This is a genomic window from Nocardiopsis sp. Huas11 (assembly GCF_003634495.1).
Taxonomy (GTDB): domain Bacteria; phylum Actinomycetota; class Actinomycetes; order Streptosporangiales; family Streptosporangiaceae; genus Nocardiopsis.
The window spans coordinates 2,959,993-2,979,548 of sequence record NZ_RBKY01000001.1 but is presented as its reverse complement, the minus strand read 5'-3'; the positions used below and the strand labels follow the sequence as shown (position 1 = coordinate 2,979,548).

The 19,556-nt window shown below is 68.6% G+C and carries 23 protein-coding genes; 4 read left to right on the top strand and 19 right to left on the bottom strand.

Annotated elements, in window-relative coordinates; translation table 11 throughout:
- Positions 1-616: 616 nt before the first annotated feature.
- From DFP74_RS13430 to DFP74_RS13420, 4 genes are all read right to left on the bottom strand, one after another.
- Positions 617-934, bottom strand: coding sequence for a hypothetical protein (locus DFP74_RS13430; RefSeq protein WP_147453868.1), 318 nt, complete (start codon positions 932-934; stop codon positions 617-619).
- A gap of 260 nt (positions 935-1,194) precedes the next feature.
- Complete coding sequence (locus tag DFP74_RS33305) at positions 1,195-1,380, bottom strand: hypothetical protein (RefSeq protein ID WP_147453867.1); 186 nt, start codon at positions 1,378-1,380, stop codon at positions 1,195-1,197.
- A gap of 43 nt (positions 1,381-1,423) precedes the next feature.
- The gene (locus tag DFP74_RS34335) at positions 1,424-3,613 is read right to left on the bottom strand and encodes a hypothetical protein (protein ID WP_233570966.1); all 2,190 of its coding nucleotides are present in this window, start codon (positions 3,611-3,613) and stop codon (positions 1,424-1,426) included.
- A gap of 283 nt (positions 3,614-3,896) precedes the next feature.
- Positions 3,897-4,724, bottom strand: coding sequence for a hypothetical protein (locus tag DFP74_RS13420; protein WP_121182009.1), 828 nt, complete (start codon positions 4,722-4,724; stop codon positions 3,897-3,899).
- Between the two features lie 490 nt (positions 4,725-5,214).
- On the opposite strand from DFP74_RS13420, the gene DFP74_RS13415 reads away from it, so the two are divergent.
- A complete protein-coding gene (locus DFP74_RS13415) occupies positions 5,215-6,582 on the top strand; it encodes a site-specific integrase (protein WP_121188232.1) in 1,368 nt (455 codons plus the stop codon).
- Positions 6,583-6,648: 66 nt separating this feature from the next.
- Here the strand turns inward: DFP74_RS13415 and DFP74_RS13410 are convergent, their stop codons facing one another.
- The 15 genes from DFP74_RS13410 to DFP74_RS34895 form a co-directional block, all read right to left on the bottom strand.
- On the bottom strand, positions 6,649-6,906 hold the full coding sequence (locus DFP74_RS13410) for a helix-turn-helix domain-containing protein (protein ID WP_121182008.1): 258 nt from the start codon (positions 6,904-6,906) through the stop codon (positions 6,649-6,651).
- On the bottom strand, positions 6,884-7,345 hold the full coding sequence (locus tag DFP74_RS13405; protein WP_121188231.1) for a WhiB family transcriptional regulator: 462 nt from the start codon (positions 7,343-7,345) through the stop codon (positions 6,884-6,886). Before DFP74_RS13405 ends, DFP74_RS13410 begins: the two co-directional genes overlap by 23 nt.
- A 241-nt stretch (positions 7,346-7,586) precedes the next feature.
- The gene (locus DFP74_RS13400) at positions 7,587-8,003 is read right to left on the bottom strand and encodes a hypothetical protein (RefSeq protein WP_199725632.1); all 417 of its coding nucleotides are present in this window, start codon (positions 8,001-8,003) and stop codon (positions 7,587-7,589) included.
- Positions 8,000-8,998 carry a TRM11 family methyltransferase gene (locus DFP74_RS13395; protein ID WP_233570965.1) on the bottom strand — a complete coding sequence of 333 codons (999 nt, stop codon included), beginning with the start codon at positions 8,996-8,998 and terminating at the stop codon, positions 8,000-8,002. Before DFP74_RS13395 ends, DFP74_RS13400 begins: the two co-directional genes overlap by 4 nt.
- Positions 8,995-9,741, bottom strand: a complete 747-nt coding sequence (locus tag DFP74_RS13390; RefSeq protein ID WP_233570964.1) for a hypothetical protein — start codon at positions 9,739-9,741, stop codon at positions 8,995-8,997. The genes DFP74_RS13395 and DFP74_RS13390 overlap by 4 nt, the downstream gene beginning before the upstream one ends.
- A gap of 169 nt (positions 9,742-9,910) precedes the next feature.
- Positions 9,911-10,240: a hypothetical protein gene (locus DFP74_RS13385; RefSeq protein ID WP_233570963.1), complete on the bottom strand. Its 330-nt coding sequence runs from the start codon at positions 10,238-10,240 to the stop codon at positions 9,911-9,913.
- Positions 10,241-10,352: 112 nt separating this feature from the next.
- Entirely contained in the window at positions 10,353-11,132 is a 780-nt protein-coding gene (locus tag DFP74_RS13380; RefSeq protein WP_121182005.1) for a helix-turn-helix transcriptional regulator, read from the bottom strand.
- A gap of 78 nt (positions 11,133-11,210) precedes the next feature.
- A complete protein-coding gene (locus DFP74_RS13375) occupies positions 11,211-11,867 on the bottom strand; it encodes a hypothetical protein (protein ID WP_147453866.1) in 657 nt (218 codons plus the stop codon).
- Positions 11,868-11,979: 112 nt separating this feature from the next.
- A complete protein-coding gene (locus DFP74_RS13370; RefSeq protein WP_147453865.1) occupies positions 11,980-12,600 on the bottom strand; it encodes a hypothetical protein in 621 nt (206 codons plus the stop codon).
- Between the two features lie 127 nt (positions 12,601-12,727).
- The gene (locus tag DFP74_RS33300) at positions 12,728-12,925 is read right to left on the bottom strand and encodes a hypothetical protein (protein ID WP_147453864.1); all 198 of its coding nucleotides are present in this window, start codon (positions 12,923-12,925) and stop codon (positions 12,728-12,730) included.
- Positions 12,926-14,371: 1,446 nt separating this feature from the next.
- Positions 14,372-14,998, bottom strand: a complete 627-nt coding sequence (locus DFP74_RS13360; protein WP_121182001.1) for a hypothetical protein — start codon at positions 14,996-14,998, stop codon at positions 14,372-14,374.
- Between the two features lie 194 nt (positions 14,999-15,192).
- Complete coding sequence (locus DFP74_RS13355) at positions 15,193-15,627, bottom strand: hypothetical protein (RefSeq protein WP_121182000.1); 435 nt, start codon at positions 15,625-15,627, stop codon at positions 15,193-15,195.
- A gap of 306 nt (positions 15,628-15,933) precedes the next feature.
- Positions 15,934-16,194 carry a hypothetical protein gene (locus DFP74_RS13350; RefSeq protein ID WP_147453863.1) on the bottom strand — a complete coding sequence of 87 codons (261 nt, stop codon included), beginning with the start codon at positions 16,192-16,194 and terminating at the stop codon, positions 15,934-15,936.
- 839 nt (positions 16,195-17,033) lie between these two features.
- Positions 17,034-17,246, bottom strand: a complete 213-nt coding sequence (locus DFP74_RS13345) for a C40 family peptidase (protein WP_370013503.1) — start codon at positions 17,244-17,246, stop codon at positions 17,034-17,036.
- Positions 17,230-17,460 (bottom strand): C40 family peptidase, encoded by a 231-nt coding sequence (locus DFP74_RS34895; protein WP_255499447.1) that lies wholly within the window; start codon positions 17,458-17,460, stop codon positions 17,230-17,232. The genes DFP74_RS13345 and DFP74_RS34895 overlap by 17 nt, the downstream gene beginning before the upstream one ends.
- 292 nt (positions 17,461-17,752) lie before the next feature.
- On the opposite strand from DFP74_RS34895, the gene queC reads away from it, so the two are divergent.
- From queC to DFP74_RS13330, 3 genes are read left to right on the top strand one after another with little or no spacing between them, the layout of a single operon-like run.
- The gene (queC, locus tag DFP74_RS13340) at positions 17,753-18,415 is read left to right on the top strand and encodes a 7-cyano-7-deazaguanine synthase QueC (RefSeq protein ID WP_233570962.1); all 663 of its coding nucleotides are present in this window, start codon (positions 17,753-17,755) and stop codon (positions 18,413-18,415) included.
- Positions 18,415-18,792, top strand: coding sequence for a 6-carboxytetrahydropterin synthase (locus tag DFP74_RS13335; RefSeq protein ID WP_121181997.1), 378 nt, complete (start codon positions 18,415-18,417; stop codon positions 18,790-18,792). Before queC ends, DFP74_RS13335 begins: the two co-directional genes overlap by 1 nt.
- Entirely contained in the window at positions 18,789-19,502 is a 714-nt protein-coding gene (locus DFP74_RS13330; protein ID WP_233570961.1) for a 7-carboxy-7-deazaguanine synthase QueE, read from the top strand. The genes DFP74_RS13335 and DFP74_RS13330 overlap by 4 nt, the downstream gene beginning before the upstream one ends.
- The last annotated feature ends 54 nt before the right edge of the window (positions 19,503-19,556 follow it).

The following is a 19,556-nucleotide window of genomic DNA, read 5'->3' as shown; positions in this document are numbered from 1 at the left end:
AACGCGGGTTCGATTCCCGTCATCCGCTCCGTTCGAAAAACGGCCCCTGACCTGCGAACATCGTTCGCACGCCAGGGGCCGTTTTCGCGTTCCGGGTGCACCAGCGGGTGCACGGGGCCCTGGATGACGCGCCCTGTTCCCGTCATACACCCCCGTTCGGGGGTGCACGCAGGTGCACGAACGATCGCTTCCCCGCTGTTCTTCATCGGTTTTGGCCCGGACTACCTCGCCTCGTGACAGGCTATACCGGTCGACCAGGCCGAGACGGACTTGCTCACCACGTTCACTGACGGCTGCCCTGACGCGGTAGTCGACGCTCGATTCGCAGACCTACCCAAGGACACCAGTGGTGCTCAAACCCTGGCCCGAAGCCGCCGCCGCGGCTGGCGCAGCACTTCGAGCCGGACGCATCGCTCGCGACTCCATGCCGCCCCGCGAAGCCGCCATCGCCGCGCACCGCCCCGGCGGCCCGAGCGTGGACGAGATCGAAGTCCTGATCCGCCGACACCGGGAAGAAGCACGGGCAGAACGGCAACGGACAGCTGAAGGTTGAGGGTCGCTCCCAAGGGCGGGAGAAGTTGAGGGCAACCCGGGATCGGTCAGGCCCCGTCGCTACTCACTGACGGACGTGAGCGAGCACCTCCTCGCGGATCCTCTCCGCGGCCTCAGGCTTCAGTGTCAACACCTCGTCCTCATGCCCCTGTTCGTCCACCAGCCAAACCGGCGGCCCCGCCAAGTCATCCGAGCTGACCCGCGCGACGATCTCCGGGTGGATCTTGACCTTCTGCGGCACAACCGCAGGACGGCCCTGGTGAACCGGGTAGAGCAGGTCCTCGATCTGGTCGAGGAGGGGGTAGGCGTTCTCCTCGTCGAGGAACGCTCCGCCCCGGGGGAGTTCCAGCGGTCCGTAGCTGTACGGGTGCTTCTTTGTCATGATCAGTCTCGCTTTCGCGCCTAGCATCTGCGTTCGGTCGAGGGAAAACTACAGGCGCGAGTCTTAGGGCTGTGTGAACTTTGTGTGAGGCTGATGGCGTGTGAGCCTTGTTAGGCGCATTGCTGCAGCGCCTTAACCTGTGTTTCGGGGGCGAACCCAGGTTGTTGCCTGGCCCGCCCCCGCTCCTTAGGGAGTGGTGCGGTCGCTGTGTCTTCCTACCAGAACACGCGCAGCGTCCTCACCGGCTGTGGCCTGGGAGGCTAGCCTCCCAGGCCACAGCTACCGAGCGCCTCGATGACGATCGCGATGGTGTGTGCGGTGGTGTACATGGTTCCGAAAATCACTGCGGTGATTCCGGCAGTGCGCACGATACGGCCTCCCCTAGGGGTGATGGGATTGCCTTCCTTTTCGTTTTCATTGTTGGCTGGGTCATTATTTTCGGGCATGATTATTATCCTTTATTTTGGCATGGGTTTTTGGCAAGATCTCTTAACTGCATAGGAACGCTAGCGCAGCCCTAAGCCGGGAGCGAGATCCGACCTCGTTCAACCAGACCGCGGCCTGGTTCAGCGCCAGCGGCAGGTCGCCGAGCTCCTCGGCGATCTCCGGAACGCGCCCTCCCAGGGCGAGCAGGCGTCGCCTGACACCGGGGCGGAACTCCCACGTCACCGCACCGGGCGCCGGTTCCCCGTGCGGTTCCGTTCCGGTCGGTTCGGTACCGAGCAGTCCGCCGAAGAAGAACTCCGCCAGTTCCGTCGGCACCGGCTCCGGCTCCAGGGGGACGGCCGCCAGCACCACGGCGAGTTCGAAGGTCTCGGGGGAGGCCGTCCTCTGGAACCCACTGACGAGTGCCGCCGCGTCCTCCACGGCTTCTCCCTCAGGCACTGGAGAGGCCATGCGGCCGGAGAACACTGTCACCGGGGTCCACAGCTCCTCTGTGTTCCGGCCCATCACGAAGACTGCCCAGTCCCTGAGCGCGTTCGCCTTCAGGGAGAACACTGGGAACGTGGTCCCCTCGGGCAGCGGAGCACCATCGGCGCCCTTCGCCAGGTACCGCGTGTTCGGGTGCCCCGGCTGAGCGCCCCACGGGGCCCGCAACCGGGCTGGGAACGGACTTAGCCCGCTCCTGCGCCACAGACGGGGGTGGAGCAGGTGCACGAAGCCCTCCACCACCCCCTGGTGGAAGACCATGGACGCACCCGTGTCGACCAGCAGTGTCACATCCGTGACCCGACGTTCGACAGGCCTGGTGGCGGCGGGGATCTCGACAGCGCTTCCTGTCCGCTCCTCAGGTGTCCGGTACCGACTCTCCAGCAGAGCTGCGGCGTATCCCCGGGCGACGCCCCGGAGGTCGAGTTCCTCACCTGGCCCCGCCGGTTTCCCTGAGGTGGAAAGGGCGAAGCGCGGCGAGCAGGGCCTGTCGGTCGACCAGTTCCGGACGACCGCGTGGAGTCCACAGAACAGGTCCCTCACCCGCACCCGGTTCCGCGCGTGGGGCGGGTCCGACCCCCGTCGACGCTTCCCCCGCGTTTCCCGTGCCCGGCGGTGCCTCCCGGCCCGCGCGCTCCGAGCACAGTGTGACGAGGTAGACGGCGTCGGCCAGGTCCGTCGCACTGGCCGTACCGGGCTCGCCGAACAGCCGAGCCCGACCGGACGCCCCCCGCGTTCCGTGATCCTCCGTACCGTGCCCGGAGCCCCCCGGTCGTCCCTGAGTCGGTGCCAGAGCATCTCCGACAGGTGCCGCACCTGGTCAGGGCTGGTTGCGGACGAGGCGTTGTTCACCTCGCTGACAAGCTGGACCGCGTTCAGCAACTGGTCGATGGCCGGCGGTTCCCCCTCAGCCCCGAGCCGAAGGAACTCCTGGACGATGTCGGTGGCAACGTTAGGCGCGTACTCGCCGAAGTGCCCGGCGACGATCGACGTCAGTTCCTCCTCACCGGGTGGCGCGACCCGTACCGGTAGACAGGCGCGCAGGAAGGACGGCGGCAGCTCGCGAGCGCTGCCGCAGGCGATCCCCACCACGGGAAAGGCCGAGCACTCGACTCGTCCCCGCGTGACGGGGACGACCGTGTCCGGGTCGTCGGTGCCCGCGTCGATCGTGTCCGCGGCACCGGCCAGCCTGGCCAGCTCCGGAATCCGGTAACCACCGTTCTCGAACAAGTCGACCAGGTCATCAGCGAGGTCGTAGAAGGCCGTACCCAGCGGACCGAGGCGCAGGTAGCGGCCGATGGACCGCGCGCTGTCGCGCAGGCGCGCGCCGTCGTCGCCCCCTTCGGCGTAGCGGCGGTCATCGGTGCCGAACGCGCGTCGGCGGGCGTTCTCCAGGTTGAGATCGTGGACCTGGGTGAGGGGGTCGTACTCGTACAGGGCCGATGTGACCGTGGACCGGCTGTTCACCGACCACCGCAGGACCCGCCCGAGGCCCTGTTCGCGGAAGATCTGGTGGGCGGGGCTGGGCTTGCCAGAGCCGGGAGCTCCCACCAGAAGCAACGGGCGGCGCAGCAGCAGACTCGCGTTGACCTTGTCGATGAGGGTTCTGCGTTCGGACCCCTGCGGCGGGACGGCGTCCACCGGGGGCACGGCGCCCAGGAGGCGTTCGCTCTCCTTGTCCTCCGGCCGCGGCGCCATCCACGGTTCGCCGCCGAACGCGCGCCACGGCGGTGGCGGCGGCAGTTGCACGCCCAGGTCCAGATGCGGCCGGGGTCGGCCGCTCCCACGGAAGAGCCACCAGTCCGGAACGCCCGAAATCGGACCAATGTGCCCCAAGTCTGCGGATGTGGTCATCGATCGCCCTTCCAACCGCTCCCAACGGGGAGGTACTGGATGCTGCTGACGGACAGGGGCCTGGCTTCGGGTGGACTGACAGGTTGTGAGTCGTGGTAGATGACGGAGACACCGAAGCTGTCCTGGATATACCCGGGTTCTCCGCGTCGCACGGGCTGAATTCGGGAGTGATACATAATTACAAGTAGATCCCTGACATTAGGAAATGATGCAAGAGTACGGGTAAATTCCTAATTCGTGCGAGCAGGACCATGTTTTTCGCATCTGCTCTCACCGTCCCCAAAGAGTCCGTAATACGGTGCCCGTAGTGATCCGACCGCCACATCACCACCGGCACCCCGGCCGTCACAGCGGAACTCACATCGCGGAACCAATTCTCGTTTGAACACGAGCTGGTCGCGTAAATGGCCAGGTCATTGTCATCAATGAGGCACAGGCCCTGCTTCGCGCCGTGTGGGTCGGGATGTCCGTTCACGCTGTGCGCGTCGAGGAGAGCGCCACTGCCGATCCTGGACAACCGTCCCCACTTCCTCTCACAGGCCTCCTCAACACCAGCCCACCCATCCCTTCGCCCGATGAATTCGGCCAACCGGTAGACGACCTGGGCCCGAGCACCCATGCGCTGGTCGCCGACGGCGTCGCTGGGGGCGATGGCCTGCTGCCACAGTTCGGCGCGCAACTCCCGGATGAGGGGCAGCGGCAGGCCCCACGCCACCCGGACCCCGCTGTGGAACCCCATCCGGCGATCCCGGTCCAGGGCGTTGATCAGCTCGCAGACGTAGAGTTCGATCTCCTCGGAGCGCAGGGTGTCGGGCTGGCCGTGCTCGCGGAACTCCACGGCCCCGTGCGGTGTCTCGCGCAGGAGCGTCCAGTGCTCGACGAGGAACCGGTCCCGCCGGTCGGCGTGTGCCACCCACACCACAAGCCGGGCCGGAGGCCGCGTGTCCTCGTCCCGCGACTCGCCAGGCCCGTACTCGCGGCCGCGGTGGAACGAGCCCTCGCCCATCTGAAGAACTGGCGTATGCCCCAGACCCGCTACCGCGCTCCGCTGGTCAAGTTCAGCGAGGCCTGTCCGTGATCATCGGCCTGTACTACTTCACCCGATACTTCGAGGCTTATAAATAAGCCTCAAGGAACTCCTGACCTGAAGATCGTCTTCTCCGGACTACTCCCCCTGATCATCGAGGACATCAACGACGGAGGCTCCGTGATCCGACTGCGCGCCCGCACCCCCGACCAGCCGGCCCCCTGCCCGGTCTGCGGCGCCCAATCACGAAGATTCACGCCTTCTGCGAACGCAGTCGCCCATGCCAATGGCACTCTCTGCGCCACAAAGTTTCTGCTCGAACACAACAATTAGCCAAAACTCCCATATATCAAAAAAACACCCTTCCGGCATAGAATCCTCCTCTAAACCAAACCCGGTGGGGAAGGTTCTTCGAGAACCTTCCCAGATTCCCTTCGTATCCGGCCCGACCCGAGCGATGGTCGGTCCCATGGCAACCATCAACCAGCGCAAACTCGCCAGCGGGGCCACCCGGTACTGGGTCAAATGGCGGCTCGGCGGCACCCGCGACGGGGCACCCCAGTCCGAACCATTCGACTCCCAAGCCGACGCCCACACCTTCAAACTCCACGTCGAAGCCGCAGACCACCAATGGCCCGAGAACTGGGTCCCCCGCCAAGGCTGGGCCGAAGGGTGGGTCCCCGGCCACGGATGGGTAAAAACCGAAGAGGAGCCCCAGGACGAGCCGGTGCTGTTCGCCGACTTCGCCCGAACCCACATCGACTCGCTGTCCGGGATCGACGAGCGCACCCGCGCCGACTACCACCGCGACCTCAAACGCCACCTGCTCCCCTACTTCGCCAAGGCGAACCTGCGCGAACCCGGCGAGCTGACAGCCCAGGACGTACGCGAGTGGGTCAACCACCTCCAGGCCGGGGTGCCCGACCCGCGCACGCCCATCAACCCGATCAACGGCAAGGGCTCCAAGAAGGGCGCCAAACGGGGGCAGAAGAACGGGTGGCTGCGCCCACCCCTGGCCCCGAAGACGATCCAGAACCTGCACGGGCTGCTGTTCATCGTCCTTGCTGAAGCCACCCGCACCGAGCCGCCGCTGCGCCAATCCAATCCCGCCGCCCGCACCCGCCTGCCCCGGGTCGATGACGGTGAGGGCAGCCGGGAGATGTGCTTCCTGACCAACGACGAGGCGCGCCTGCTCATCGAGGCCATGGACCCCGATGTGCGCGACATGGTGGAGGTGCTGCTGCGCACCGCGCTGCGCTACAGCGAACTCGCCGCCCTGCAGGTCCGCGACATCACCACCACCACGCTCCGCGCGGTGGACGGAACGCGGGTGCACCGCGGCTACCTCGAGGTCAAACGGGCGTGGAAGCGCCAGAAGGACAACAGCTTCAAACTCGGGGCCCCGAAGACCAAGACCTCCCGCCGTCGGGTGCCGCTGACCCCCGACACCATCCGCCTCCTACGCCCACGGCTGGAGGGCAAGGGGCCCGAGGATTTCGTGTTCACCACCTCCACCGGGGTGTGGTGGCGCCACTCCTCCTTCTACTCCCGCCGCTGGGCGCCCGGGGTCAAACGCGCCCAGGAACGGGGTCTGGGCAAGAAGCCGCGCATCCACGACCTGCGCCACACCCACGTGGCCCGGCTCATCGACAAGGACGTGCACGTGTTCAAGATCCAGCGCCGCCTGGGCCACTCCTCGATCACCACCACCATGGACCGCTACGGGCACCTCATGGCCGACCTGGACGAGACCATGATCGAGGCCATCGACGGCACCACCACCGACACTCCCGGGCTCGGGCTCGATGACCAGCGCCGCCTACGCCTGATCTCATAAACACCACACCACAGGAAAGGGTGGGGCGGGCCTCAAGGCCCGCCCCACCCTCCCTCACTCCCCCGGCTACCGGGAGTGCGGCCAGCGCCGCCTCTCGCGCTGGCGGATCACGACCTGCTGGGCCGCCCCTTCCACGATCCGCTCCAGGTCCTGGCTGCTGAAGCGCACGTGCTTGCCCAACCTCCGGTGGGGCACCTTGCGCAGCCGGACCTTCTCGCGCAGCCACGACTCCGGGACCGCCAACACCCGCGCCGCCTCGGGGATGGTCACCAACCTCTCCGGAACCGCCTGCGCGTCCTGCTCAGGCCGCTCGACCGGTGCCATCGGCCACCTCCACGTTTGCGAACGGTCCTGCGAACGGTTGTGTGATCCTGCGACCGCTCTTGCGAGTGGTTTTGCGAATGGTCCGGAATAGGCGGCGCTCGTCCTCGGAGGAGCCGCCCCACACCCCGAACCGCTCGCCCCGCCTCATCGCGTCGGCCAGGCAGTTGATCTGGACGGGGCACCGGCGGCAGACCTGTTTGGCCGCGCGGACCGAACCGCCCTGGTCTGGGAACCACAGGGCCGGGTCCCGCCCCTGGCACGCCGCGTGTTCTGGCCAGCCGTCCCCGTACCCGGCGCTGGGCCGTGTGGGGCCGTCAGAGGGACCGTCCGCCCCCGACACGGCGTCCTGCCCCCGTGTGGGCCGTCCCGGGGTCGGGGCCGTCCCGGGCCCCGCTGGTGCCCGTGTCCCCCGTGGGGCCTTGCGGTCCGCACCCCCCATGACCGCCTCTTGCGTGCTCAACCTCGGTTCCCTCGCGATCACCGCACCTCAATCCCGCTTTGTCCTTTTCGTCGACCATGCCCCGTCCGGGGGTGTGGCCGTCACAGGCCCGGTCCGCCCCGAGCCCGCCCCGGTCCCGGACGGGGCGGCCTGGCCGGGCGGTGGGGGCGGTGTGGGGCGCGTGAACGCCCCGCACCGCCCTGTGGGCCCCGGGCCACTACCCCCGGGACGCCAGGACGGGTCAGTCCGGGCGGACGTTCCCGGGCCAGGTCAGCCACGCCCGGTAGGAGGCCCGGACCAGTGCGGGGATGGCCACCGCCCGGTAGCGGCCCGCGCCCTGGTGGTGCTCGACCACGTAGTGCTCGCCCTCCCAGACGGGCATGCGCCCCAGTCGGGCCCCGGCTTCGGCCACCTCGCCGAACGCGGCCTCGTCGTGGTCGATGCGCGGGAAGTAGGACACGTCCACGCTGGTGTGCGGGCTGATCGGCAGCTCGGGGTGCTCCTCCAGGAAGTCCGCGAGCGACCTGATGTCGCCGATGATCCGGGCCCGCAACCCCGGGCTCGCGGCATCGGAGAAGCAGACCTGCGCCGACTGCTCCTTCAGGTGGGCGGTGTGGTCCCCGCCCTCGCGTGGCCGGCCGTCGCCGTGCTGCCTCATGCCGCTTCCCCTTGCGTGTTCGCACTGTCCTGGGACGGGCCGGGATTGGTGAACACCAGCGCGTCCTCGTGCTGGATCACGTGCACCGGGCGGCCCTCCTTGCGCAGCCGCCGCGTCTCGATGGTCTGGAAGAACGAGGTCCGCGCCACCAGCTCGCCCTCGCGCAGCGCACACAGCAGCGCGGCACACCGGTCGACCTGCACCAGCCCCGCACGCCGGCCCGCCTCGGCCACCTGACCCGGGAAGTCCACGAGGCGGCCCTGGGTCCGGTAGGGGCGGGTGGTCACCACGACCACCCCGCCCGGGGCGAGCAGCGTCCGACAGGCGGCCATGATCCGGGTGAACGATCCGGACAGCACCTCGGGTTTCTGATAGGCGAGGTTGGACGCGCGCCGGTCCCGGTCCCGCGAGTAGGTGTGGGCGTGCTTCTGCACCGCGCGGGCCCCGTCCCGGCGGGAACGGACCTGTCCGTGGGTCATCGCCCCGTACGGGGGCGAGGTCAACACCAGTCGCACCCGCCCCGCCAGGGACGAATCGGCCAACCGGGTGGCGACCTCGGCGCCCTCCCCGGTGTGCACCCGCCCGTGCCCGTTCGCCCCCTGCACAGCGGCCGTGTCCAGGTTCAGCCGTGCGACGGAGGCCCACTTGGGCTCCAGCTCGATCCCCACCGCGTTGCGGCCCAGGTGGACGGCCTCGACCAGGGTGGTGCCGATCCCGCACATCGGGTCGAGCACCACATCACCAGGCCGGGTGTAGGCGGTGATGGCGTGCTGGGCGATGGCGGGAAGCATCTTGGCCGGGTGCTCCACCGACAGCCGGGAGTACCGGTTGCCGCGCTGGTAGCGGGCCTGCTGTTGCCCGGTGGCCCACACCGACCAGCCCGCGCCCCCGGCCTGTTCGGGGTGCTCCTGCAGATAGGCCGCTTGGTTGAACTCCTCACCTTCTCCGCGAAGGTGGTGGTCGGCACTGTGGTCATCGCCGTGGTGCTGCTTCACGCGCCTACCTCCCCACGCGTGGCCGCGGTGGCCGAACGTCCCCGCCTGGGGAGCCGGAACACGCTGACGTTGAGGTGAGCGGGCGAGGTGATCGTCGCAGCCGCGTCAGCCACCGAGGCCGGCAACCCCGTATCGACCTCCTCCGGGTCCGGGTCGAGGTCGATCCCCGCCTCGCGGACGGGGATCGTGGCCCCGAGCCCGGCTTCGCAGATCGGGGCCATCAGCGCGATGACGTGCTGCAGGTACACCAGCCCCGCACAGGTGGCGGCGCGCACCACCCCTGGTGCCGGGTCCACCACCGCCCCTTCGGGGGTGTGGCCGAGCGGGGTGATGACGGCGACGATGCCGCCGGGTCGGGCGATGGTCGCGGCGAAGCCCAGGCGGGCCCGTAGCCGCCGGTGGCGGACTTGCTCGGCGTGTGCGGCGTGGGCGGGGACGGCGGTTGCCACGAGGTCGGCCCAGGCCACCCCGCTCACCTGTACCTCGCCCTGTTCTGGGAAGGTGCGGGTGCCCGCCTCGCAGGTCCGCCCCGCCGCTTCGGCTTGGGCCGCGACCACGCTGGTGCCCGTCAGGTCAGCGACCACCTGCCCCGGGCGGGTGTATTCGGTGACCAGGCGGTGAGTCAACCGCTCCGGAAGCGTCTCACCTGCTCCGGGATAGGGCGGCTGGTGCGCTTGCGGTGCGCACGGCCAGACCGCCAACGGCGGCCTCCCCCGGTCGGTGCCGTGGTGGGTGTGTGTCATCAGGAGCACCCCTCTTTCTTCTCGCCCTGATGAACCCTTAAAAAGACACCCCGCGAGGCCGATACGACACCGGAGCCGAAAAAAGTTCGGAGAAAGCTGAAGGCCCGGGACCCGCACCAGCGGTGTGCTGGTGCGGGTCCCGGGCCTTCACCCGGTCAACACGGTCGGGTCAGGGGCGCCTGCCTTGGAGTCGGCAGGGGCACCCCGCCTGCTGCAGCTTGTCCCGCACCAGCAGGGGCATGGGCAGGGCGATGACCATCGCGAGGTGGTCCAGCGGGGTGCCGTGGCAGCAGCGCCCCGTGGCCCTGTCGTGGACCGCGAGGTGGTGGCCGCACGGTCCGCAGATCGTTCCCGGGCCCATCTCCTCCCGGTGCACGATCCCCGGCCAGCGGGCCTCGACGTAGTAGGTCCGCAGGAGCCGAGTGGTGCGGTTGACGACTCCGACCAGGGTCGCGGTCACACACAACGCGGCCAGGACCAGGCCGTACACCCACCTCACGCATCCTGGATCAGTCCAGTGCCACACGAAACTCAACATTGCATACTCCCCTAGGGTATTTGAAAGGTGGGGGTGTGGGCTGGTGTTGGCCCACACCCCGGGGCGGGTCGGGCTAGTTCACGGTTCGCCCGGACTGGTAGCGGCGCGGCCGGTCGCTGGTCTGCACGGCGTTGCCTTCCTGGGCCAGGCGGGCGAGGTTGTTCTGGATTGCGCCGATGGAGCGGCCCTGGAGGATGTGGCTGATCGCGGTCGCGGTGAACTCCTCGCCCGGGTCGGCGTCGAGGATCGCCCGCACCATGAGCTTCAGTTCCCCCGGTGCAAGCCGTGCCGACCCGCTGACCGGGTTGAGGCCCGTCTCCTGCTCCCCGACCCTCTGGGCGCGCACCCGTGTGACGGGGGCGGGCTGTGCGGGCACAGCGCTCGTGGCGGTAGCGGCCGAGGGCGAGGCAGCGGTGTTGGCTTCGCCCGAGGTGGTGTTCACGGCTTCCCCGCTGATGCCGTCCTCGGAGCCGGGGCCAGTCGTGACGGTGGCGGTGTCCGAGGTGGTCTGGCCCAGGTCCGTACCGGCGGTTTCCTCGGGGGCACCGGCGCAGCCGTCCGGTGCCGTGTCGGGGTCGGGCACGCTCACCTGGGCCTCGTCCTCGTCGGTTGCGGTGACGGCGGAGGCCCAGGAGTCGGGCAGGCGGCGCTGCCCGTCGCGGCCGCCCGGGGTGCGCCGTGCGAGGCCGTCCTTCTCCAGGGCGGGCAGGTGCTTGCTCAGGGTGGACTTGCCCAGCCCTGCGGCGTCGGCGATCTCGGTCACGGTGAGGGGTGCGCGGGTTGTGGCCAGGGCGGTGAGGATGGTCTGGCGGGTGTGCTCGGCCGAGCGGCGCGTGGTGGTGTTCGTGGTCATGACGAGTCATCCCTTCGTAGAAGCGGTGTTGCAGGGGCCGCCCCGCCCCGGTGACAGGGCGGCCCGGTGATACAGGGGTCAGGTGCGGGTGCGGCGCAGGTAGGCGTCGGCCTCGGTGCGCACGCGGTGGGCCGCGCGGGCGGCGGCGACCTGGTTCAAGACCTTGCACGGCCAGCCGGTGACGTGGCGGTTGTGGTCGTAGAGGCGCACGACCGAGTACCCGGCCCTGGTGTCGGCGCTGGGCGCCTTGATGTTGACCGCCAGGTGCGGGTGTGTGCGGTGGGCGTAGAAGTCGGTGACCGTGCGCCTACCGGCCACGTCGCGGTACTCGGGTGCGCCGTTGAGGTCGAACCCGCGTGCCTGCATGTGTTCGCGCAGGCAGGTGATGACGTGGCTGGTGTGCGCGATGTCCTCGACCCGCTGGTCCATGCCCTCCCAGACGGTGCAGTCCACGGCCGCGACCAGGCCCTCCTGGTCCAGCTCCCCGTCGCCGGAGGTGAAGGCGGGCAGGGTGTGGGCGAGGTCGTCGTAGCCGAAGACGATGAAGCGGGTGTGGGTGGCCGGGGCCAGGGTGCGGGCGTGGATGACCCGGAACTCCCGCTCGAGCAGGTCGGCGACGATGAGGCCGCCGGGTCCGATCCGGTCCAGGGTGCGCAGCATCCGGCCGGTGATCTCCCGGGACATGAACCAGTCCGACACAGCAGCGGCGGTCGCGTTGGGCACAGGATTGTTCACAGTGAGTCCCTCTCTGTGGGCGCGCCAAACAGGGCGCTCGGCGCGAAGGCGTGTGTGGGTGGTGGGGTCGCCCCGCCCCGCATGGCGGGGCGACCCGGTCAGGCGCGTCGCGTTAGTGGTTCTGGTCGAGGGTCTGCCAGACCGTGCCCGCGATCAGGTCCGAGATCACCCGGTGGGTGAGCATCCCGCCGGTGGCCAGGGTCAGGTCCGCGAACGCCCGCCTGTCATCGATCGGGTCGCGGGTGCGGATCCGGGTGGGTTCGGTGAAGGCCCAGGTGACCGTCACGTGGGCGATGCGCTGCCCGCCGGTGAGGCGGTAGTGGTCCGTCATCCGGGGTGCCCCGGGCGAGGAGTCTTCGTAGATGGGCGGGGCCGCGAGGTAGGCGCAGGTGTCGGCGAGTTGGTCGCGCAGGTCCTGGCACATGAGGTTCATCGTGCGGATCTGGGGCCAGTCGATGGCGTAGTCCGAGGCGATGTCGGTCAGGTCGCTGGCGAGGTCATCCTCGGTGGCCTGGCGTCCGTCCTCGGTGTGCTGGTCGGCTACCTCGCCCAGCCCCCGGTGCGAGGCGATGATCATGCGCCTGGGGTCGAGCGCCTCGCGGGGGGTGACCGCTTCGATGGCGGCGGTGTCCTCGTGCCAGGTCAGGCAGGCACCCGGCCCCCGCTCGCGCAGGGCTGCGACATCCTCGCTCGTGATGACGATCGGTGGCGTGTAGGGCATACTCGTGCGCACAGCACACTCCAAATTCTTTGGTGGTGTTGGGCCCGCGCCCACCCGTTTTGGGCTTCACACCTGGTGGGGTGGGCGCGGGTGTTGCGGTGGGGCCGGTCCCGGGGCGGCTACCTCGGGACCGGCCGCACTAGGTGGCCGGAACGATCCGGTGGGCCCGCAGCTGGAACAGCGTGGTCCCGAGCTGCTCGCAGTCGCGCTGGGCCCGCCGGTAGTCGTCGGCCGCGCGCCGCGCGGCCGGGCTCTCGCCCTCGGCGCGGTGCAGGTGCGCCGCCCTGCCCCGTACGGCCAGCTCCCGGGTGATCGCGTCCTGGTAGTCAGTGGCCACCTCCTGGGCGCGTCGGGCCCGTGCCCGGTTCGCGATCAGGGCCTCGGTGGGCGGCTTCGGCCGGGCGAATACCCGCCCCGCTATCACCGCAATGGCACACATGGTGCGCAATTCGATAACCTCCTCGAATGGCCGGTTCTTTCTCGTTGACGGTCCGAGGTTCACTTGGTCGGCGCGTGTTTGTCAACTCGTGCCGTGAACCTTTTTCCGCCCGCCCCGTGAACGGTGCCCGTTTCCGGGGCGGAACCCAAGGTGAACTTGAGTGCCACGGGTTTGTCAACTCGTGTCGCGGAAGAATGTTCCACCCCGCCCCGGAACCGTGTTGCCGTTCCGGGAACACCCCAATAGCAACTTGGTCGAGGCGGGGTTGTCAAACCGTGTCGCGGGTTTTTCGGAGAATCTTTTCGCCGGACGTCCGGCATGGAGTGGAACCGCGCTCGCGCGCGCACGCGCGTGGGGCCGGCCGCAGGCATGGACGGGGCCGGGCTGGGCGATCATGATTTCCATGAGCGGAACTGTTCTGGGCGGTCACCACAATGCACAGGAACGTTAGATAGGAAAGTATAATGAGGAGAGAGAAAGCCCGAGAGGAGAGGAGAGGGAGGGGATGGGGGGAGGCCGTAGGCCGGAGATGAGGGGGCGGGTCGGCCGGTAGGCCGACCCGCTGCCGGGGAGGGGGCCGCCCGCCCCCTACGTGAAGATGACTACCCACTGGGTATAAGTCTGGATTCTCAACGGCCCACCCGCGAGCGTCCTGACCTGTACTGATAACGCTACGGGGCTGGGCCGTTCAAAGCGGCCCAGTCACAGGCGGAGTCACAGGCCCAAGGCAGGGCCCAGGCACAGGCGGAGTCACAGGCGGAGTCACAGCCCCGCTTTCGGCCCACCGGGGCCCTACGGCCCCGGACTCACCTTTGCCACAGCAGGCGGCCCGCCTGCTGCTCGACTCGGGAACTTCAGCGGACGAGACTATCGAATAGGTCACGCGAATCCGGACCGGGCACGCCCCCGGACTGCTGGAGTTCATCTTTCATCGACTGGAATCACCGGTGGACCGCGTCCTTCCGCTCCAGCTCGGCGTTGTGTTTCATTTTCTCTTAGTGCAGCGCTTCATTCATCCGTTCCACTCGCACTACACGGTCGATGAGCCATATACGCTCCTCTTCGTCGTCGACGCAGCCGAGCAGACAGATACACAAATCTGCTGCGGCAGCTTGTAGTTTCCAGCGGACTTCCGAGACCCCTTCACCTTGGCTACCCAAAAGAGACCAGCGTTGCACAGGATCGCCTTTTTCGCAGATAGGATTCTCTCTCAAGCATGCTCGCCGTTCCCACATCAGCGTACAGACGCCAGGATTTGCGGGCGTCGATATCGAAGAACTCCCGCTGCAGCCAGTATCGGCCTTTATCGTTCTCCATAATCGGAGCTGTGTCTGTTGCCTACTGTCAGCGGATGTGCGTGACCACGTGGTGGATCTCGCTCACCGGCACCGCGACGGTCGAAGACGTCGTCAGCCCTTCCAGGCCGCCGCCCCGGCCGTCAGTAGTGGACCAGGACACCGCCCACTCCCACACCGCGACCAGGTCCACCGTCGCCCCGGCCCCGCCCGCCGGAAGAGCGGTGTAGGTGTGGCCGCAGTCCGGCGAGCCCTCCTCCCGGAACACCGCCTCAGAGAAGACCGTGCCGGGCCCGGTGCACACCACCTCATGGCCGTCCCCGGTGTCCCACACCACCCGCTCCGGGGCCGCGGTCACCGTCACCGACCCCGCGCTCACCGACGCCGTCGCCGACACCGGACCCCAGTCCTGCGCCTCGACCCACATCCACGACGGCAGGTTCACGAACCGGGGCTTGCCCAGAGCAGGGGCCGTGCCGATGTCCGGCTCGGGCAGACGCATCACCGCCCGCGCCTGCTCCGCCAACACCGCAGGATCGAACACCTCAGCACCCGTGCCGCTCGCCGTCGCCGCACATTCGGCCAAGCCCAACGGGATCTCCAGAGGCCCCTCCGCCCCGGATTGCGCGAACTCCACATCCGGGATCGCGCAGGCGGGACCGCTCTCGCCGCTCACCTCACCTTCCTCGGCCCGTGGAGCTCCCGAGTCTGGTGGAACCCGACCCGAACCCCCGGCCTTCACCTCGCAGAAGGCGTTGGCGCACGAGGCGTGCCCGTCGAACCCCGTGGTCTCCGCTTGGGCCGCAGGGACAAGCACGAGCATGGCCACTCCAGAGGAGACCCCGCACGCCAGCCAGCGCCGCGCCTGCCTCAGCACGCGTTCTGCTCCCCCAGCCACAGGTCCTCCACCTTCCACTCACTGCCGGACAGGGTGACCGTGGCCGTGTACAGCCTTGTGTGCTCTTCCGAAAGGTCGCGAGACGGCTGACCCACCAGAGTCCATTCGGTGTTGTCCATGCAGTCCTCGATGACGACCGTCGGCGGGTCGCCCTCCAGGTCCGATTCCGTGACCTCGGGGCGCAGCACGGGCTCACCTGCGGCGGTGGCACCGTCCAACATGTCCGTGGTCAGTTGAAGTGCTTGTCCCCGCGCGTGCACCTCCAGGTCGGGATGGTTCTCAGCGCCTTGCGTGGACCCTTCGACCAGGGCGCGCATCATGCCGAGGTAGGCGTCCGTCGCCCGCCCCTCCGCCGACGGAGTGGCGGGCGCCGCCAGGGCGGGCGGCGTGCGATCCGGAGAAGTCACGGGATCGCTCACTTCCGTCGCGCATCCCGTGAACACCACCGTGACCGCTACTGCCGCCCAGCACGCTGCCCGCACGCCCCACCGCCGATTCCCCACCGGGCACGGCCCTGACACCGCGCTTTCGATGAGTGACACTAACCACACAAAGAGTCACTGCACAACTGTTCTCCAGGCACTCACGGTGACGAAAAATGTGAAGAGAACCACCGGGATTCGATGTCGTACGCTCTACCTGCGAAAACTCCACACACGGCATATGGAAAGGGCTGCCCCCTGTGGAGACAGCCCCGAAATCACGGCCCAAGGTCAGGCGACGGGTACTCGTTGTACGTTCCACTGGCGGACCAGCCCGGCCAGCTCGTCCCACTCACCGGACACACCCGGAGCAGCCGCCTGGACGGGAACCCTCGGCACAGGCTCCCCCTGGTAGGAGACGCGGGGCGCACCCCGCTGTCGCATGGTCCGTTGGCGCTGTTCGTGCGCCACCAGGTACGGGCGCACCGCGCGCACCCCGTCATCGTCCACGCACCAGCCCAACTCCGGCAGTTCGGCCAGCGCATCGGACACAGCCCCCTCACTACCCTCAGTGAAGAGGGCCCAGGCCCGATCGGTGTGGGTGCGCCGCGCCCGGTCGTAGCCCCGCACCCACTCCGGTTCCCGGTGCGGGGACGAGGTCGCGGGGTTCGGGGATTTCCCACGCGGCGAGGCCCTGCGCCCTTCCAGCGGCGCCGGACATCGGGGAGGAGCGGGCCCTGCTCCCGCAACGGCCGCCAACGCAGCGCCTACGGCCCACCGCACACGGCTGGCCCAGCCCTGTCGGCGCCTTCGGTGCCGACCCGTACCATGACTCATAGATCTTCCTCCTGGCTGATTCAGGTGGGGGATCACGCCTCGGGCGGTGTTCCAGCACCGTTCGAGGCGGCTTCTTTTTCTTCTCGGTTTTTCTTCGCGGGCCCAGGCCGCTTACTTGTGCATGGCGGGTGTCAATGGCCTCACAAGGTCGTACGCCCCCGCGAGACTGAGCTTCCTCACCTCCGCCGCCACGGACCTGAAATGTGGCTATCCGGTTTCTTCGCTGGTCGGGGCCGCCTCGGACCATGCGGCCTCTGCGATGTGTGCTGACATGGAAAACAACCCCTTTTCGGGCATACGAATTAATCCAGCCATATGGGAATTGTCGCGTTCACCCGGGTTGAACGCGGCGGTTTTGATGTTTCCCCATACTCGCGAGAAGTTTCAACCCGTCCCGTTGCGAAAAGTCATCGCGACCCAAAAAAGAGGGGGCTGTGTGGGCGGTACCGCCCACACAGCCCCCTCAGCGCCCCACACACCCCCGCACCGGCCCGGACCCGCCGGGTTGCCCTACCCGGCCGCACCGAACCCGGGACAGGGCCGTGTGGGGGCGGTCAACCCGGCCTGACGGCCGCCACGAACCGGGCGGAATAGTAGTCCCCGGCCACCGGCTCCACACGGATGGACTGGCCCGTACGGGGCACGTTGACCATCTGCCCGTCACCGACGTACATGGTCACGCGCGAGGGAGAACCCCCAGGCGCACCCGTGTCGTAGAACAGCAGGTCCCCCGGCAGCAGCTCGCCGAGCTCAAAGCGGGTTCCGATGCTGGACCTGGCCGGTGGTCACCCGCGGAATGCCCACACCCGCCGCCTCCCACGCCCGCATCACCAGTCCCGAGCAGTCGAACGCCCCCGGCCCGGTCCCACCCCACAGATATGGCTTGCCAACCTGCGCGAGCGCCACTCCGCGGCGGCCCGCCCCTGCGCGCTCATGGCACCGGACCGACCGCCGGGACCTGCACAGCCGCCTGCGCCCCATGGTGGGTACCCCCATCGAGGGCAAGACACGGGGCGGCCCGCATCGCGACGATGGCGATCACCGGGGAACGGCTCTCACGGCTGTCTCCCCGGTTCTGGGCCCGGCGGGTGGCACCCCTGCATTCCCATCCCGTCCCTGGTTTTCCTGTCACCGGTCGGGTCCTCACCAGCAGAAGCTGCGCCCCGATGAACGCGCAGACCTTGCCGCGCCGCCTCGTGTCCGTCGAACGGCCACGAGACGGACCCCGGATTCGTCACCGACCTGGGAGGACAGGTTGACCCCTCGTACCGTTGTGGCCGCCTCTGGCGGCCTGGACAGCACCGTGCTCGCCTACGACCTCGCTCGCAGCGGGCATGAGCTCGCGCTGCTGTCCTTCGACTACGGGCAGCGCCACCGGCGCGAGCTGCACGCCGCCCGGCGCCTCGCCCACCGGCTGAGTGCCAACCACCGGGTCGTGGACCTGAGCTCACTGAAGACGCTCTTCAGCGGATCGGCGCTCACCAACCCCGACATCACGGTTCCGGCCGGTCAATACACCGCTGAGACCCTGCGCACCACGGTCGTCCCGGCCCGCAACGCGATCTTCCTGAGCGTGGCCATTGGCGCCGCCGTTTCCTGGGACGCGCAGGCCGTGGCCTTCGCCGCGCACTCGGGAGACCACCAGGTGTATCCGGACTGCCGTCCCGCGTTCGTGCGGGCCGTGCAGGAACTCGCCCGCGCCTCCACTGAGGGCTTCGGTGACGTGGGGGTCCTGGCCCCGTACGTGACCTGGTCCAAGGCCCAGATCGTGGAGCACGGCCAGCGTCTGGGCGTGCCCTTCGAGACCACCTGGTCCTGTTACCAGGGGCTGGAGTGGCACTGCGGGACCTGCTCGACCTGCCGCGAACGACGTAGCGCGTTCGTCTCCGCCCAGGTGCCCGACCCCACCGAGTACATGGAAACGGCGGGTGCGTGATGGGGTACAGGATCGGCAAGTCGTTCTCGTTCGACGCCGCGCACTTCCTGGGTGATCTGCCCGCCGGCCACAAGTGCTCTCGGTTGCACGGCCACACCTACACGGTGACGGTCGAGTTGGCGGCACAGTCGCTGGTGCCCCCGGGTTTCGTCACGGACTTCGGCGACCTCGCACTTTTCGCCGCCTATCTCGACGAGCAGCTTGACCACCGGCTGCTCAACGAGGTGCTCGACGGGGAGCCGACGAGCGAGCTACTGGCCCGGTACTTGGGCGAATGGTTCATCGCCAACGTCGAACCGGGTCTGCCCGCGAACCTGCGAGCGGTCACGGTCTCGGAGAGCCCGACGAGCTGGGGCCGTTGGGAGGTGGAGCGGTGAACCTCCTGCTCAGTCCCACCTTCGACGGCCCCGACCTGGTGGTCAGTGAAGTGTTCGGGCCCACCGTGCAGGGCGAGGGTCCCAACTGCGGCCGGCGGGCGGTGTTCGTGCGCCTGGCGGACTGCAACCTCGCCTGTTCCTGGTGCGACACGCCCTACTCCTGGAAGTGGAACGAGTACGTCCGCCGGGAGGAGACCTACCGGTGCAACGCGGAGGAGGTCCTCGACCGGGCACGCTCGTCCGGTGTCGGCTTGGTGGTGGTCACCGGTGGTGAGCCCCTCCTCCAGAAGGCCCTGGAGCCGTTGGTCGCCACGCTGACCGACGGGGGCCTGGACGTGGAGGTGGAGACCAACGGCACCCGCCTGCCGAGCCCGGACCTACTGTTCCGAGCGCGGTTCAACGTCTCCCCCAAGCTGGCCAACGCGGGGGTGCCCCAGCGGCGGCGCATCCGTGCGGGGGTCCTGCGCGCGCTCGCGCGGAGCGGGAACGCCGTCTTCAAGTTCGTGGTCCAGCGCTCCGAGGAGTTGGACGAGGTCGCGGACCTGGTCGAGCGGTGCCGTCTGGCACCGGTGTGGATCATGCCGCAGGGCACATCGGCCGAGGAGGTCCTCGCTCACCAGTCGGCGCTCGCTGACGAGGTGATCAAGCGGGGGTGGAACCTGTCCACGCGGTTGCACGTGCTGCTCTGGGGTGATCAGCGTGGTCGCTGAACGCAGTGCGCCCGCAGGGCCTGGACAGGGCCGTCTTTTCCCTTCCGGGCGGCC

What these genes read in the sequence shown, in the direction of transcription:
- DFP74_RS13430 (WP_147453868.1), bottom strand. Translation starts at nt 934, where the DNA reads ATGACAAAGAAGCACCCGTACAGCTACGGACCGCTGGAACTCCCCCGG.
- DFP74_RS13400 (WP_199725632.1), bottom strand. Translation starts at nt 8,003, where the DNA reads ATGAGGCAGCACGGCGACGGCCGGCCACGCGAGGGCGGGGACCACACC.
- DFP74_RS33305 (WP_147453867.1), bottom strand. Translation starts at nt 1,380, where the DNA reads ATGCCCGAAAATAATGACCCAGCCAACAATGAAAACGAAAAGGAAGGC.
- DFP74_RS13415 (WP_121188232.1), top strand. Translation starts at nt 5,215, where the DNA reads ATGGCAACCATCAACCAGCGCAAACTCGCCAGCGGGGCCACCCGGTAC.
- DFP74_RS13380 (WP_121182005.1), bottom strand. Translation starts at nt 11,132, where the DNA reads ATGACCACGAACACCACCACGCGCCGCTCGGCCGAGCACACCCGCCAG.
- DFP74_RS13420 (WP_121182009.1), bottom strand. Translation starts at nt 4,724, where the DNA reads ATGGGCGAGGGCTCGTTCCACCGCGGCCGCGAGTACGGGCCTGGCGAG.
- DFP74_RS13335 (WP_121181997.1), top strand. Translation starts at nt 18,415, where the DNA reads ATGGGGTACAGGATCGGCAAGTCGTTCTCGTTCGACGCCGCGCACTTC.
- DFP74_RS13410 (WP_121182008.1), bottom strand. Translation starts at nt 6,906, where the DNA reads ATGGCACCGGTCGAGCGGCCTGAGCAGGACGCGCAGGCGGTTCCGGAG.
- DFP74_RS34895 (WP_255499447.1), bottom strand. Translation starts at nt 17,460, where the DNA reads ATGGGGCGCAGGCGGCTGTGCAGGTCCCGGCGGTCGGTCCGGTGCCAT.
- DFP74_RS13405 (WP_121188231.1), bottom strand. Translation starts at nt 7,345, where the DNA reads ATGGGGGGTGCGGACCGCAAGGCCCCACGGGGGACACGGGCACCAGCG.
- DFP74_RS13390 (WP_233570964.1), bottom strand. Translation starts at nt 9,741, where the DNA reads ATGACACACACCCACCACGGCACCGACCGGGGGAGGCCGCCGTTGGCG.